The following is a 12512-nucleotide window of genomic DNA, read 5'->3' on the forward strand; positions in this document are numbered from 1 at the left end:
CGAGGCGCGGATGGCGTCGGTATGGCCACTCGGAGTTGGCATTTCTTGAGCTCCTCTCTGTCCAAGTCAGATACCCACCAAACGGCCAGTCGGCGCTGGTGTTCCCAAAAAAACTGCTGGTGCTCTGTGGTCCGGGATTGACGGAGTGGCCGTCGCACAGCACGTCGTTACACGGCCGCGAAAACTCCACTCGCATTGTTGCACATCGCCGGCTCGCTAAGGGAACCGATGGCCGCGATAACGCCTGCCGATAACGGAATTCCCGGTCCTTGGTTCGAACGGTAGCGAAAGGCGACGAGGGTACCCTCACCGCCTCTGCTCCGGAAAAAGGCGCGTCGGAATTAACTCACGGATCATTGGAAAGTGGAGAACATCGACGTGAAACATCGAATTCATTCGCCCGTCTGCGAACCTTTTCAAGCATCATGACGTCATACGGAACACGGTTCTGGGCGCTAGGGTTCAGCCGTAGTGCAACATTGCAACACGCGACCAGTTCGGCCGAGGTGCTTGAATCGCCGCTGGCGAACAACCTCACTTCGTGGCCCTGTCGAACCAGCTCTTCCGTCAGGAAACGATACGCTCAGTCCCTCCATAAAGCCTCGGCGGTACCGACTCGATCAGAGGTGCGATCTGGGCTATCTTCATCTGCGGAATACCTGAAAGCGGAAGTCAGCCTTAAACCAACCGGCGATGGCACGACCCTCCTTCACCTATTCACATCACCGCCAACTTTCGGATTGCTGATTTGTCCGGGAACAATCGCTGCGCCGCGACGCGGCCCCGAACAACGACAAGGGACGGACATCGGCGCGAGCCGTGACGTCTCGGCTGAACAGGCCCGGCACAGCCGAACACGTGCATAGATACACCGGACAGGGCCATGGCCGTCTCCAAGTGAGCAGCAGGCGTCGATCGGGTCGTGCTGTGGAATCTTGTCGCCATGAGCGATGAACCGAGGTGACTTGCCGAAGGAACAGCGGTCCCGCGTGCGTCAGCGCGGATCGAAAATCACGTCTGCGAGTGCGACGCGGCGTGAAGCGTACGCTTTGCCAGACCAAAACAGCCATCGCCTTGGTTTTGCTTGGAACACCAAGAGCACGGCGACGGCATTTGCACGCGGCAGGGGAACCGGCCTAGACGCTCCACGTTTCGATTAATCGAAGTTCACCGGTAGGAATTCTGCGATGGCGGAGAATTTATCTCGCGACGATGAACAGCGCGGCACCAGAAAAGTCCTCAAGTGGGGTGTCGTGATCGCCACCGTGCTTTTTATCGTGCTGCTGGCGATATTCGTCCTCGGCCCGCGTGCGTAGGCCTTCGAGCGGGTCTGCGAGCATGTCGGTTGCGGCAAGCGCGCGCCTTTTGGCTTCCCTCCCTTGGCCAAGGCAACCCTGCCCCACCGAAAACGATCGCCAGCTTTGAAGTAGCAGCGCTGGAGGAGAACCGCTCGATGGCGACAAGAATGTGGTCCAACAACGCCCGCCGCCCCATTCACGGCAGCGACGGGCCGCCCCAGGATCAAGGGACTTGCAGGAGCGTTGGGGCCCCTGCCGTCAAGGAAACTATCAGGAATGTTCCGGATCTGGCCAGGCGAAGATCAGACTGGCTTTGACGCTGGCCTCCCTTTGTACGATTCGTACCCAGCCTTGCATGGCCGATTCACCATTCATATAAATTCGCAATGTCCTCATGTTGCGGGGAGGCAATGCGATGGATAGCGAGATACTCAACGGCAAAGGTCGTCCTTGCATCGAAGTGATTGAAGCCTGCGGCGAATGGTTCGTCCGTGTGGTCGAGGAAGATCAGGAACGGACCCAATCATTCGAACTGGAATCGGTCGCTCTCGCCTTCGCTGAAGGCCAGCGGATACGCCTGCATCTAGACAAGTTTGCCCGGCTGTAGGCGCGACCGACCAGCGCATGACCGGCGGGCTAGTTCGTCGCAGACAGTTCGTCGGTCAGGCTCGGCGCCGTGTTGGCATACCCTCTGTCAAAAAGGGCGTCGGGCCCCATGGCCGGACGGCGCGCTCGGGGCGCAAAATCTGAAACCAGTTGGATTTGCGCTAAATTACCGCTAGCTAATCTGATCACTTAAGATCATACTGCCGGCAATGATGGATGGCAGGCTACCGTCCACCCCCGCCCAACGGCCTGCCACTTGCCGGCGACGCCTTCCCCCAAGACGAGCGCCGGCTTTTCATTTCCCTGTATCGCTGCGGGTCGCCTTCATCGCCTCGTCTGCAAGATCGCTGATGACCACAGGGTCGTCGGTGATGGCGTTTGGACGATGTCCTGCTGTCCATTCGTCGAGAAAGTTGTCTCCGCGCGTGCTCATCGACGCGTCTTCTAGGGCTAAGTTCCTTCCCCAAAATCCTGCACCGTCGAATGAGCGAAGCTTATGCTCGCCGCGCTGGATCTTCAGGTGTGCGGTGATGCCGGGCTTGACCCATTCCACCTCCTGGGTGACCTCCGCCGCGGGAATGCCAACCGGCAGCCCCGCCTTGGCCTTCTGCACATGTTTCCATAGCCGGTCCTTGATTGCGTCGGTCGCGGCGATCACAGCCTTGCCAACATACTCCGTCCTGTGCAAACAGCCCTCGGTCACTTGCCGGCCTGTCGCTTGACGCCAATCAAATCAAGCTCGCAGGTGTGCCAGCATTTGATTTTCAGCTGTCCTTGGCGCCGCTGCGGTAGGAGCTTTCCCGTCGCTTCGACACCATGACCCTGAGGCCGATTTTCTCGGCCGCCTCGAAGAACTCTGCACCGCCGCCTTCGACACCTGACTGTACTGAATGATGCGTTGCGCCGGTTTGATCCAGTCCCACAGGACCGCCTTGCGCTCGATCGCCGGCCGCTGGCGCAATTGCACGCTATCGAGCTGAACGGGCAACTCCCATCGAGGGCGCCGGCCATCTTCAACTTCAGCCTATTCTCTGCTCACAGCCCGCCTCTCGACAGATGGCAACAGACATGCGTAGGCACATGGGAGGTGCGTGGCCGAACGCCATCAGCCCACCGATGGTTGGAGCCGGTGCTTTGATCCAGGGTGAGCCATTTTGGCACAACCCGAACATTCGGGTTAAACAGAGACATAGCCGTCAGCCGTCAATGGTCACGGCTATCTTGGAATTGCGCCCCAATTTTTATTGATCAGAGGCAGGACCAAAGTCTTATACTATCAGCGCAAAGGTCTGACGGAACCGCATTGGTTCTGGCAACGATCCCTGGATGTTCTGCAATTTTAGCCGATACTTTCTTAGCGAACCTGCGGTGAGCAAGTATACTTTAGGCAAAAAGTAATAAGCGATGAGGCGGCATATGCGAGCGGTCCGTGGAGTTCCGCTCGTGGGGGGCGGGTTCGCAACCATCTGGACGTTACCGAGCAGCGGCGCAATCAGGAGTTGATTGCGCATGTGGCTCACCACGACCATCTGACGGATCTTCCCAATCGCGCATTGTTGGCACGTCATCGCCAAGACGAAGCGCAGCGGCACGATAGCCGTCCTTTGCCTGGACCTCGATCGTTCCCAACCCGTCAAGATATGTTTGGGCACCAGATGGGAAATGCGCTTCTAAGACAGGTCGCTGACCGATTGCGCGCGTCGGTTCGCGAGCACGACGCGGTCGCTGGTCTCGGCGGCGACGAGTTCGTCATTGTGCAGACTGATATTCATCGCGCGTCAGATGCTGCGGTCCTGGCAGGTCGTCTGGTGGCGGCAATGGAGGAGCCGTTCGAGGTCTGCGGACATATGGTGTCGATCGGCACCAGCATCGGGATTTCCGCGAGCAAATATGGCAGGCGACGCAGCTTTTATGCAAGCGAGGCAGATTGGCGCTCGTGGGTCAGGTTGAAATCTGACCGGATCACAACGCTTTCGCAGATCTCCTGTCCGGGGCCCATGCCACCACCAACCAACGAAAAGCCCCCAAGCGCTGTGGCGGCCCAACCAATTGGCGAAGTCAGTATTGAGCCAGAAAAAGCGGAAAGCCTGTCGTTCCCCGGCGCCTTTTAAAAGCGCCGGCGCCGCTTGGAAAGCGTCCGCAAAAGGTCCTCTTCGTCCCTCGTGCCGTCGTCAAAAACCTGGAAGATTTCCGTGGCTAAGGATTCTCGCTGTTCGCGGTCTTTCTTGGCTAAGCGACGTTCAAGGCATAGCCGATCAAACACCCGCTGGAGTTTGTCCAGATCAGCGGGCCAATAGACACCACTGTAAACCGAGAATGACATTGCCGCCGCCCTCGGACGCGGCTCCCTTACTATCGCACAAAACGGAAAGCAGACGAAGAAAATTGCGGAACCAATTCGTTGGCTATTAGTTGTTAGGGAGCGGTCGATCCCTATGGGTGGGTGTAGCCGCTTCCAAGTCAGCCCGTCGCTTACGCTCATTAGCTGCGACGGGCTTTCTATTACGAAGCTCTCCTACTTTCAGTTCGCCTAGCCGTGGAGGCGCGCATGTCGCAACTCCGTCGAGCCGGCCACATCTTAATAGGTGACCGTGACCACGACTGTATCCGTATAGACGCCGGCCGAGGGCGTCGTCTGCGGCGGCACGCGGCCATAGACGGTCAGGTTCTGTACCGCACCGCTGCCGGTCCCCGCCAAAGTGCTTCCCGGTGTCGCTGCGTCTCCCCAGGGCTGGGTTCGCGCAGCGTCCTTGTAAAGGCCATAGGTGACGGTTTCGGCGCCTTTCGACATCTTGCGCACTGTTGGCGGCGATGCCGTAGTGCCACCGCTCAAGGAGACGGTATAAGTGGCAGCCGGCGTGCAGGTGACCGATACCTGGCCGCTCGAGTCGATATCTGCGTCGAGAATTCCGACAGCACCGAAATCGACGTTGTGAGTGGCGACCAGACAGTTTGCCGCAACGGTGGCGGTCACGTTGAAACTTGGCCGCGAGATCGTGCCCGTTCCGGTGCCGCAGGAACTGGACGTGGTGTATCGGTATCGGAATTCAACATTGCTGCCGGAGAAAGCGGAGAGATAGCTTCCAGGGGGCGCTGTCGGTTGGCTGCCAAGAACGGCGCCGTATATGGTTGCGGTCCCGGTGCCGGTTCCCAATGCGTTCAGCGTCAGGGCAAGTGCGGGCGCACGAGCCGGGAATGCCCAGGAGTAGGTGCCCCAAACGACGCTACGGGCCGAATCGGAATAGAGCTGATAATTGAGGACGTTCGATCCACTGAGCATTTGGCGCGCGGCCGCCGTCGCACCGCCGCTGCCCGCGCCCAGATTGGGACAAATCAGGATACGTGCCAACGGCGTGCCGCTGCAGGTGACGCTCATGGTCCCGGTTGAATTCGTTTGCGCGCCGGAAAGTGTGTCGATGAAACCGAAACTCTGGTCCGACACACCAAAGCTGCAGCTTTGCGACCAGGCGGTGCCGGGCAGCAGCATTACCACTGCGACGACGAGATTCCGGAAGTTGGACAGTTTCACGAACACACTGCGTTCCTGATCACGACCTGCTGGCCAGTTGCTGGTTTGAAAGTGAATTCGGCGCGGCACGTGCTGCCGTCAGCCCGCTCGACGACAACTGCGTTGTGAGAAGCAAGCCCGCGAACGTATGCCTCACCGTCATAGCCGATCACAAATTCCTCGGTGGCGCCGTCCAGCTTGCCTTTCAGACCTGCCTGACGACGCCGTGCTCGAGGCTCTGAGCGCGCTGCGCCGGCGGCCAGCGTTGGTCGACCGGTTGGGCTATCAGTCGACTTGCGGGCTTAATCGCGACAGGCAGGCGGCCGCCGCCTTGCTCGCCCGGACAGCCAATCTTCAGCGCATGGAATGGCAAATGGTGATCTGCTGCTCGGGCGCGCAGAATGCGATGGCGATCGCGCTAACGGCGCTCTGCGCACCAGGCGATCCGGTCTTGTGCGAAGCCCTCGACCTTCCCCGGGGCGAAGGCGCTGGCTAGCCAGTTGGACCATCCTCTCCGCGGTGTGGAAATGGATGCCGAAGGCGCAACCCCGCAAGCGCTGGACAGGGCCGCGGCAGAAACCGGCGCGCGCCTGTTCTACACGTTGCCGACGCTGCAGAACCCGACTGCACGGACGATGGGACTTGAACGGCGCGCCGATATCGTCCGGGTGGCGCGCGCACGCGGGCTCTGGCTCATCGAGGATGATGTCTATGCGCCCTATGCGCGCCATCTCGACGTGCCGCCGCTCGCGGCGCTCGCGCCCGAGCGCACGATCTATGTCAGTTCCTTGTCGAAGATCGTCGCACCCGGGCTTCGTGCCGGGTTCCTCGTCGCGCCAACAGGCGAGGTGTTCGACCGCTGCGCGCGGGCGATGCGGGCGTTGATGCATTCGCCGGCGGGGATAAACAGTGGGGTAACGACGCAGTTGATCGAGAGCGGCCGCGCTGACGAGATTGCAAGCGCAGCCGTGGCCGAAACGCGTGTGCGGACGACGCGCGCGCTCGCGGTGCTTGGCGATTTGATCGACAAACCGCGATCGGACGCCAGCCTGCATGTGTGGCTGCCGATGCCGGAGATCAATGCTGAGCGTGCAGCCGCTCGCGCGTCTTACGCTGGCATCCGGCTCACTTCACCAGCGGCATACGCCGTCGCGAACGGCGCCGTGGAGAGCGGCCTGCGTCTATGTGTCGGCAGTGTGGCTAGTGGCCTGGTGCTCGAGCGCGCGCTGATTGTGCTCAGGGGCATTTTGATGGATGAGCACGCGGATCACGAGCACGGCGTAATCTGAGCTCGCCGCGTCGCCCTGAGCGGCGGCGAGCAACCGATGGAGGACCTTAAGGGAGAACTTGTGGAGCTGGATATGTCGCTCGGCCTCCTCGAGCCCCAGCTGCAATTGATTGTCGGGAAGCGTTTCAGCTCTTCGACCGAAGCGATGACGATGCAATTCCTTGATGATCTGGACCAGGCGGGCATTCTCGACGTTGCATGCCAGGACTATGGCCTTCAGCGCGTCCGGATCGTCGGGAAGCTAGTCAGGTCATCGCTATGACCGGCCCGCACAGCGGAATCCAGGCTGATTCACTTCGTCGCGGGTCAGCCTGCCTGGGCTGGAACGCGGGTCCGGCGCGCCTCGTGGACCCGCCGCCAGTCCAGCCCTTCCAATAGCGCCGACAGTAGCGCGGCTGCCGCATCATGCCTCATGCACTTGCGGCCAGCGGAACTCCCCATCCTCCCCAGAAGATCAGCTTGATTCGGTCAGTCCGCTTTGCCCGGAAGACGTACGGCCCCGCTGAAGGGATCGGCCCCCATCGTCTCTTGCACCCAGCGCAGCCAGCCCCTCCGCGCCCTTGCGGAAGTCGACCGGCTTCGTCGCCACCATGACCTTGACCGCACCCGTCGGCCCTGTCACGACGTCGCCTTCAGCGCGCGGGATACTTCGCCTGCTTCTTAAGCAAGCAGCACGCCCTCCTCAATGGCAGCGAGCCTGAAGCACCGCCGGGCCTCCTGAGGTGTTGCTCGATCACCCAGAGCGGCCCTGCAAACGTCCGTCGCAACCTTCCACTTAGGGCCACGTTTGGTCCACTTGAAAAGATGCGCGGAGGCAGCCTCGACGTTGTTCACATTGTAGGTCGTACCGGCGCTCTTGCCGCTGATAGCGACCGGCGGGTCGAACCAGTGAAGGTTCATCAGACTTCTGTGAGGTCGAAACACACGAATTGCCCATGGAGCGTGGCTCGGTCCATGATGGTCTCGACCAATTCACAGTCGGTCACTTGTAAATCGGGGTCAGCTTTGCGGACTGCGGCAACGGTGTCTCGGACTGAGACGATGCTGCCGACCGGGATGAAATGGATCGCCGCCTCGACCAGCTCCTTTGCGGTGGTCACGGGCTTCAGGACCGCATGAGATTTCATCGCACCCTCCCAGGTGGGAGAACCCAGCCGGCCATCTTATGGGTCACGAGACGAAGAAATCAATGTTCGGATTGTACCAAGTGATGGCCCGCATCCGAGATTAATCAGGGGGGTCGGCCGGTTCGTCTCGTCCTTTCTGATCAAGCAAAGCAAGGAGTGCCCCGATGGCGCCCGGAAGGTGCACCTCGACCTTCAAATCTAACGCCTTGTGGAGGTAATGACGGGTTTCATCGGACGCAATCATCCGCCGAACAGCGTTCGCGGCCGACATCTGCCCTGATCGATAGTGGTCGGCCATGATTGGGAACTACTCCACCCCTAGCGTCAAACTCGTTCAGCACATTATGGTTCCAATCAGAGATCACCTCGGGCGACCCTGCGCTTCCGATCAATGGCGTTCAGGATGTCCACCAGATCGTCGGCATACTCCATGTCGAGATCGACGGCTGGGTAGCCATCGAACACAGCCGGAAGCCCGGTGAACAAGTCGAACACCGTCCAGGTCTCGTCCGATTCTTGCCTGGCGTCGTACCGCAGGGATACCATAAGGAAACACTAATGTAGCTCGGGAATGTTTGGTAGAAATTTCAGAGCCCCACCGAGAGAGAGGCAACGCGGGTCGACCCCGTGCGCCCTTTCTCTTTCACCGAGGACCCGAGGGCAGCCGACCAGAGCTTTGACCGCTTTAGGAGACGCACGGCGAACCTCAACAGCAATTCATCGTTGACGCCTATGTCGAGACCGAGAGATGGAGACCGGGGAAGCCTTCGGGATCGAGGAGGTTGAGGCTGATGTTGTTGTGGCTGCGTTCAGCCAGCATGGACCGCAATGTGCTTCGGCAGCATGGGCTGACGCTGGCGACGTACCTCGAACACGTCGACAAGGCTGATTACCCGGCGCTCCGCAGGGCTGCGGCCAAGGGCGAATGGCACGTCTTCCACGGGCATGCCCAAACCATAGCAGCGGCCCGGAAGACCGGCATAGCCTTCGCCGACTGACCATCTTCCCTGCCCCCGATGCATTGCCCCAAGAGGTGTGTCGGGGGTCGGGCCTTCAAAACCGTCAGAGCACTCAGCGGTTTGACCGTGGGGCGGCTTCGAACCATCCGCTTCCCTCGGATACCCGAAAGGGCAGGCACTGACCTGTAAGATTTTGCCAACCGCACGTTTGAAGCCTATGCTTCCCAGATCGGCCGCCAGCGCTTCGGACGCAGCCGACAGTAAGAGGTACGTGCTCTTGCCCGTCAGGGAGAGAGCCATGCCCCAATCCCTTATTCGCAACCATGTATTGAAAGCCCTCTCCCAAGAGGATTTCGCGCGATTGCAGCCATCAATGCATCACGTCGAACTGGGCATCAAAGCCCAGCTTGAGGTCTCATATCAGCCGATCGAGCGTGTGTATTTTCCAGAGAAGGGCATCGCGTCAGTGGTTGCTACGATGACCGGTGGGCGGCAAAGCGAAGTCGGCATCGTCGGCCACGACGGCATGACAGGAGTTGCCGTTATTCTCGGCCAGGACAGGTCTCCCAACGAAACCTACATGCAGGTCGCAGGCTATGGCTGGATGCTCCCGGTTGAAAACCTTCGCTCCGCGATTGCAGAAAGCCAGACCCTTCGCGAGCCACTGCTTCGCTATGCCCACGCGTTCCTTGTCCAGTCGTCCCGGACGGCATTGGTCAACGGCCATTCGAAAATCGAGGAAAGGTTGGCCCGCTGGCTGCTAATGGTCCACGACCGCGCCGAAGGAGACAAGATCTACCTGACGCATGAATTTCTGGCGACAATGCTTGGTGCCCGGCGTCCCGGCGTTACCACCGCGCTCCAAATGCTCGAGTATCGGGGGCTGGTTCACGCCAGGCGCGGCGAGATCACGATTATCGACCGCGTTGGAATGATACAGCTCACACATGGTGCTTACGGCGAGGAGGAGCAAAGTCACTTCGTCCCTGCCTCCACCTGATTGTCCGAAATCAGACGAACCCTTGCGGGTTACGGAATTGCTGCCGTAAATCGTGTTGAGGGTTTCAGGGAGGTATTCTCGATGACCAGCAGTTTTCACACCGTCACGGTTGAAAGAGCCGCTGAAGCCTATGTTCTCTCAAGAGGCAAGGCCCACTTCCTCTCCATCGCACTGGCAATTCGCGCCATCCGAACACTCATGCCCGAATGCAAGGCTACCGACCTCGAATTGGAAGAGCTTCTGGCGGCGGCATCCATCATTCACGGTGTGCCCGTCGCCTTCGATGCAAAAACGGCCGAGGGTGCAGAACCACGGCTCCATTCGTAGGCCATATATGTCTGCGCTCACGCAGACGCCGACCTTCTCAGACGTGCGCTGGGCCGTTGTCTGTTATCTGATCGACAACATCGGCAGCCCAAGCATTTCGATATCGGAGGTTAGTCACACCGTGAGGAGAATGCTTCCGCTTTGCGAACTCACGGACTGGGAACTTCGCGATCTCATTGCACAAAGTGCGATCGATGCGGGATTTGCGATCGAAGTCGACCCGCAGGACCCAGCTGTCGAGGCATAGCCTCTGTCGAGCCGTAGTATCGTCGTAACGCTCGTCAATGGTGGACCGAGCTGCTTGCAGGAACGATTGTCGACATGACAGAACGTGACCGTCACAGGTGTCGCAGCGAAGACGTATCGCTTGCATGGTGCGGCTTCAGGAGGGGCTGGAGCGACACGAACTGCTTCGCTCCTCGAATCTGCCAAGAATAGCAATTCAGATATTGGCTGTCGCCAGGAAATGGCGGCAGCGAACCGCGCACGTGACATCAGTGCGCTGATTGTGATTGCACTTTCATTAGGAAATCCTAAAATCGAGGCGTGCTGAAATTGGCATTCGGGGAGAAGTGTCATGCCTAGAGTTTCAGATCTTTTCTTCAAGACTGCCATCGTGTGGCTGGTTTTGGGGATAGGCGCCGGTTTGCAGATGGCGATCTCTGGCGACCACGGTGCCTTTCCGGCCCATGCACATATCAATCTGCTCGGATGGGTCACAAGCGCGATATTCGGCGGCTACTACGCCCTTAACCCGGCAAAGGCGGCGCGGAGAATCGCAATGATTCACTACGGCCTGTATAATGTCGGGCTGGTGATCATGCTGCCAGCGCTGTATCTGATGCTACAAGGCGGCTATACGGCGATTGAGCCGATCGTGGCCGCCGGCTCGCTGATCGTCGCCGCTGCCGTGCTGGTGTTTGCCGTCGTGGTTTTCTCAGGCGCAAGCGTGCGTTTGCCATCTGATTTGTCGCCGGCCACACGCTGAATGGCGCAAGTCATTTTGGTCGAACCGCCCACGAGACATTAGCACGCAAAAGAAAAGGCGCCGCAAAGGCGCCTTCTCGAATCCAGGGTCGTCCGAAGCGGCACTCCTTGTTGAGAGCCGCCATTTCGACCAATCCGTGATCCTGCTGTGCGTGCGCTGGTATCTGGCCTACAATCGGAGCCTGCGCGATATGGAAGAGAGGATGGCCGATCGTGGCCTGAGGGTTGACCACTCCACCGTACATCGCTGGGTCATACGATTTTCTCCGCAACTGCTGGAGCGCTTCAACCGGCGCAAGCGTGCTGTCGGCAGCAAGTGGCACATGGACGAGACTTACATCAAGGTGCGTGGCCGTTGGATGTACCTCTATCGTGCCATCGACAGCGTCGGCGACGCGGTTGAGTTCTTCTTCAGCGAAAACCGTGATCTGCCAGCGGCAAAGTGCTTCCTCCGGAAGGCACTGGAGCGCCACGGCAAACCGGAGCGCATTGTCATCGACGGCAGCCAGACCAATCACGAGGCAATTATTTCCTGCGATGCTGAAAACCGTCTGCGGGATGGATCGCGACGCTCACTGAAACCGATCCGCATCCGCACGAGCAAGCACCTCAATAACCGGATAGAGCAGGATCACCGGCGCATCAAGCGCGGCAAGCACCGAGGTCATTCTTTCCGGTATCGCGATGGTTCACATGATGCGCAAACGACAGGCGAGGTTTGCCTACAATCCACGTCCCTCAATCGCCGAGCAGCTCGAGATCGTTGCTGCCTGAATAATATGCCAGAAGCCTCTCCTTGTGATTACAGTCAGCATTTGCGACAGTACCAATGGCCGTTGTCGCCCGCGTTTCAACGGTCGCAGGAGAGTGTCAGCGAGCTTTTTGAAGACTGGTGTTCATTAAAGCAGTGTGGACGATCACGGTGCACGGGCATATCTCCCATAGACGCTTTCAACCCTGCGGGCGCAAGTCTGTCACCGGCCGGTAGAAGATCACACGCACCGACGGAACAAGCTGGTTGAGGTAATCGAAATCCCGAACATTGCCGGTCAGAACCGTCGCGCCCAGCAGACCGGCCTGGTGAAAGATCAGCGCATTGTTGAGGAAGCGGCGTTCATGCCCCTCTCCTTTCGGCAGGCGGCTTAGCCGGAACAGCAGGCCGGCAAGCATGCCGGCGCGTCCCCAGGCGGTGGCGTCGGGTGCATGCAGCCGGTGCGCTGGAATGTCTTCGATCGTGTCCGCAACCATTTTCAGGACCGACTTCGTCGTGGGATGGCCCGGATCGAGCCGGCCGAACAAATGGCTGAGCTCGGCAAGGCAGACCGCAGAGTGCTGACAGAGCCGATAGGTCAAAAGGTCATCGACCACTTCAGGCGTGCGCCCCTGCAGGACATCCAGATAGACGCTCGTGT

Annotated in this window: 19 protein-coding genes and 4 pseudogenes; 11 read left to right on the forward strand and 12 right to left on the reverse strand. The window is 59.5% G+C overall.

From position 1 onward, the window contains the following. Positions 1–345 precede the first annotated feature (345 nt). Positions 346–648 (reverse strand): annotated as a pseudogene (locus NKI20_RS32615) (glycosyltransferase); the annotation flags it as partial. Between the two features lie 539 nt (positions 649–1187). Here NKI20_RS32615 and NKI20_RS32620 point away from each other — a divergent pair. Both NKI20_RS32620 and NKI20_RS32625 read left to right on the forward strand, forming a co-directional pair. Then, on the forward strand, positions 1188–1316 hold the full coding sequence (locus NKI20_RS32620) for a hypothetical protein (protein WP_352487372.1): 129 nt from the start codon (positions 1188–1190) through the stop codon (positions 1314–1316). 397 nt (positions 1317–1713) lie between these two features. Then, positions 1714–1905: a hypothetical protein gene (locus NKI20_RS32625; RefSeq protein ID WP_352487421.1), complete on the forward strand. Its 192-nt coding sequence runs from the start codon at positions 1714–1716 to the stop codon at positions 1903–1905. A gap of 294 nt (positions 1906–2199) precedes the next feature. On the opposite strand, the gene NKI20_RS32630 is transcribed toward NKI20_RS32625, so the two are convergent. Together NKI20_RS32630 and NKI20_RS32635 are read right to left on the reverse strand one after the other, a co-directional pair. Next, entirely contained in the window at positions 2200–2562 is a 363-nt protein-coding gene (locus NKI20_RS32630) for a hypothetical protein (RefSeq protein WP_352838050.1), read from the reverse strand. 106 nt (positions 2563–2668) lie between these two features. Then, positions 2669–2827, reverse strand: a complete 159-nt coding sequence (locus tag NKI20_RS32635) for a hypothetical protein (protein WP_352838052.1) — start codon at positions 2825–2827, stop codon at positions 2669–2671. 588 nt (positions 2828–3415) lie between these two features. Here NKI20_RS32635 and NKI20_RS32640 point away from each other — a divergent pair. Beyond that, positions 3416–4015 (forward strand): diguanylate cyclase domain-containing protein, encoded by a 600-nt coding sequence (locus tag NKI20_RS32640; protein ID WP_352838054.1) that lies wholly within the window; start codon positions 3416–3418, stop codon positions 4013–4015. 467 nt (positions 4016–4482) lie between these two features. Here NKI20_RS32640 and NKI20_RS32645 read toward each other — a convergent pair whose 3' ends face one another. Continuing rightward, on the reverse strand, positions 4483–5391 hold the full coding sequence (locus tag NKI20_RS32645) for a Csu type fimbrial protein (RefSeq protein WP_352838078.1): 909 nt from the start codon (positions 5389–5391) through the stop codon (positions 4483–4485). A gap of 38 nt (positions 5392–5429) precedes the next feature. After that, complete coding sequence (locus NKI20_RS32650; RefSeq protein ID WP_352838080.1) at positions 5430–5675, reverse strand: FimD/PapC C-terminal domain-containing protein; 246 nt, start codon at positions 5673–5675, stop codon at positions 5430–5432. Between NKI20_RS32650 and NKI20_RS32655 the strand changes: the two genes are divergently transcribed. Both NKI20_RS32655 and NKI20_RS32660 read left to right on the forward strand, forming a co-directional pair. After that, on the forward strand, positions 5639–5908 hold the full coding sequence (locus NKI20_RS32655; RefSeq protein WP_352838056.1) for a PLP-dependent aminotransferase family protein: 270 nt from the start codon (positions 5639–5641) through the stop codon (positions 5906–5908). The two genes, NKI20_RS32650 and NKI20_RS32655, sit on opposite strands and share 37 nt — an antisense overlap. Before the next feature lie 31 nt (positions 5909–5939). Continuing rightward, on the forward strand, positions 5940–6701 hold the full coding sequence (locus tag NKI20_RS32660; RefSeq protein ID WP_352838058.1) for an aminotransferase class I/II-fold pyridoxal phosphate-dependent enzyme: 762 nt from the start codon (positions 5940–5942) through the stop codon (positions 6699–6701). A gap of 75 nt (positions 6702–6776) precedes the next feature. Here the strand turns inward: NKI20_RS32660 and NKI20_RS32665 are convergent. From NKI20_RS32665 to NKI20_RS32690, 6 genes and pseudogenes are all read right to left on the reverse strand, one after another. Beyond that, positions 6777–6920: pseudogene (locus NKI20_RS32665) on the reverse strand (transposase domain-containing protein); the annotation flags it as partial. Between the two features lie 86 nt (positions 6921–7006). After that, positions 7007–7292 (reverse strand): annotated as a pseudogene (gene tnpB / locus NKI20_RS32670) (IS66 family insertion sequence element accessory protein TnpB). A 68-nt stretch (positions 7293–7360) separates the two neighbouring features. Then, positions 7361–7600, reverse strand: a complete 240-nt coding sequence (locus tag NKI20_RS32675) for a DUF982 domain-containing protein (protein ID WP_352838060.1) — start codon at positions 7598–7600, stop codon at positions 7361–7363. Then, positions 7600–7827, reverse strand: coding sequence for a hypothetical protein (locus tag NKI20_RS32680; protein WP_352838062.1), 228 nt, complete (start codon positions 7825–7827; stop codon positions 7600–7602). The genes NKI20_RS32675 and NKI20_RS32680 overlap by 1 nt, the downstream gene beginning before the upstream one ends. 100 nt (positions 7828–7927) lie before the next feature. Next, a complete protein-coding gene (locus NKI20_RS32685) occupies positions 7928–8125 on the reverse strand; it encodes a hypothetical protein (RefSeq protein WP_352838064.1) in 198 nt (65 codons plus the stop codon). A gap of 56 nt (positions 8126–8181) precedes the next feature. Then, positions 8182–8373, reverse strand: coding sequence for a hypothetical protein (locus NKI20_RS32690; RefSeq protein ID WP_352838066.1), 192 nt, complete (start codon positions 8371–8373; stop codon positions 8182–8184). Positions 8374–8618: 245 nt separating this feature from the next. Here NKI20_RS32690 and NKI20_RS32695 point away from each other — a divergent pair, with 245 nt between their 5' ends. From NKI20_RS32695 to NKI20_RS32720, 6 genes and pseudogenes are all read left to right on the forward strand, one after another. Beyond that, positions 8619–8825, forward strand: a complete 207-nt coding sequence (locus tag NKI20_RS32695; RefSeq protein ID WP_352838068.1) for a hypothetical protein — start codon at positions 8619–8621, stop codon at positions 8823–8825. A 259-nt stretch (positions 8826–9084) separates the two neighbouring features. Continuing rightward, the gene (locus NKI20_RS32700; protein ID WP_352838070.1) at positions 9085–9786 is read left to right on the forward strand and encodes a Crp/Fnr family transcriptional regulator; all 702 of its coding nucleotides are present in this window, start codon (positions 9085–9087) and stop codon (positions 9784–9786) included. An 81-nt stretch (positions 9787–9867) separates the two neighbouring features. After that, positions 9868–10113, forward strand: coding sequence for a hypothetical protein (locus tag NKI20_RS32705; RefSeq protein WP_352838072.1), 246 nt, complete (start codon positions 9868–9870; stop codon positions 10111–10113). A gap of 7 nt (positions 10114–10120) precedes the next feature. After that, the gene (locus NKI20_RS32710) at positions 10121–10360 is read left to right on the forward strand and encodes a hypothetical protein (RefSeq protein WP_023762679.1); all 240 of its coding nucleotides are present in this window, start codon (positions 10121–10123) and stop codon (positions 10358–10360) included. Between the two features lie 330 nt (positions 10361–10690). Beyond that, positions 10691–11101 carry a hypothetical protein gene (locus NKI20_RS32715; protein WP_352838074.1) on the forward strand — a complete coding sequence of 137 codons (411 nt, stop codon included), beginning with the start codon at positions 10691–10693 and terminating at the stop codon, positions 11099–11101. Between the two features lie 136 nt (positions 11102–11237). Beyond that, positions 11238–11874: pseudogene (locus NKI20_RS32720) on the forward strand (IS6 family transposase). Positions 11875–12051: 177 nt separating this feature from the next. Here the strand turns inward: NKI20_RS32720 and NKI20_RS32725 are convergent. Further along, on the reverse strand, positions 12052–12512 hold a 461-nt coding region (locus NKI20_RS32725), incomplete at its 5' end, for a type II toxin-antitoxin system VapC family toxin (RefSeq protein ID WP_352838076.1).

Source organism: Mesorhizobium sp. M0830, from assembly GCF_040319965.1.
In the GTDB taxonomy this organism is placed as follows: domain Bacteria; phylum Pseudomonadota; class Alphaproteobacteria; order Rhizobiales; family Rhizobiaceae; genus Mesorhizobium.

Bases quoted from the DNA above. Each gene is read 5' to 3' on its own strand.
- NKI20_RS32620 (WP_352487372.1), top strand. From the start codon at position 1,188: ATGGCGGAGAATTTATCTCGCGACGATGAACAGCGCGGCACCAGAAAA.
- NKI20_RS32660 (WP_352838058.1), top strand. From the start codon at position 5,940: ATGGATGCCGAAGGCGCAACCCCGCAAGCGCTGGACAGGGCCGCGGCA.
- NKI20_RS32680 (WP_352838062.1), bottom strand. From the start codon at position 7,827: ATGAAATCTCATGCGGTCCTGAAGCCCGTGACCACCGCAAAGGAGCTG.
- NKI20_RS32685 (WP_352838064.1), bottom strand. From the start codon at position 8,125: ATGGCCGACCACTATCGATCAGGGCAGATGTCGGCCGCGAACGCTGTT.
- NKI20_RS32690 (WP_352838066.1), bottom strand. From the start codon at position 8,373: ATGGTATCCCTGCGGTACGACGCCAGGCAAGAATCGGACGAGACCTGG.
- NKI20_RS32700 (WP_352838070.1), top strand. From the start codon at position 9,085: ATGCCCCAATCCCTTATTCGCAACCATGTATTGAAAGCCCTCTCCCAA.
- NKI20_RS32695 (WP_352838068.1), top strand. From the start codon at position 8,619: ATGTTGTTGTGGCTGCGTTCAGCCAGCATGGACCGCAATGTGCTTCGG.
- NKI20_RS32625 (WP_352487421.1), top strand. From the start codon at position 1,714: ATGGATAGCGAGATACTCAACGGCAAAGGTCGTCCTTGCATCGAAGTG.
- NKI20_RS32645 (WP_352838078.1), bottom strand. From the start codon at position 5,391: ATGCTGCTGCCCGGCACCGCCTGGTCGCAAAGCTGCAGCTTTGGTGTG.
- NKI20_RS32705 (WP_352838072.1), top strand. From the start codon at position 9,868: ATGACCAGCAGTTTTCACACCGTCACGGTTGAAAGAGCCGCTGAAGCC.
- NKI20_RS32715 (WP_352838074.1), top strand. From the start codon at position 10,691: ATGCCTAGAGTTTCAGATCTTTTCTTCAAGACTGCCATCGTGTGGCTG.
- NKI20_RS32675 (WP_352838060.1), bottom strand. From the start codon at position 7,600: ATGAACCTTCACTGGTTCGACCCGCCGGTCGCTATCAGCGGCAAGAGC.
- NKI20_RS32710 (WP_023762679.1), top strand. From the start codon at position 10,121: ATGTCTGCGCTCACGCAGACGCCGACCTTCTCAGACGTGCGCTGGGCC.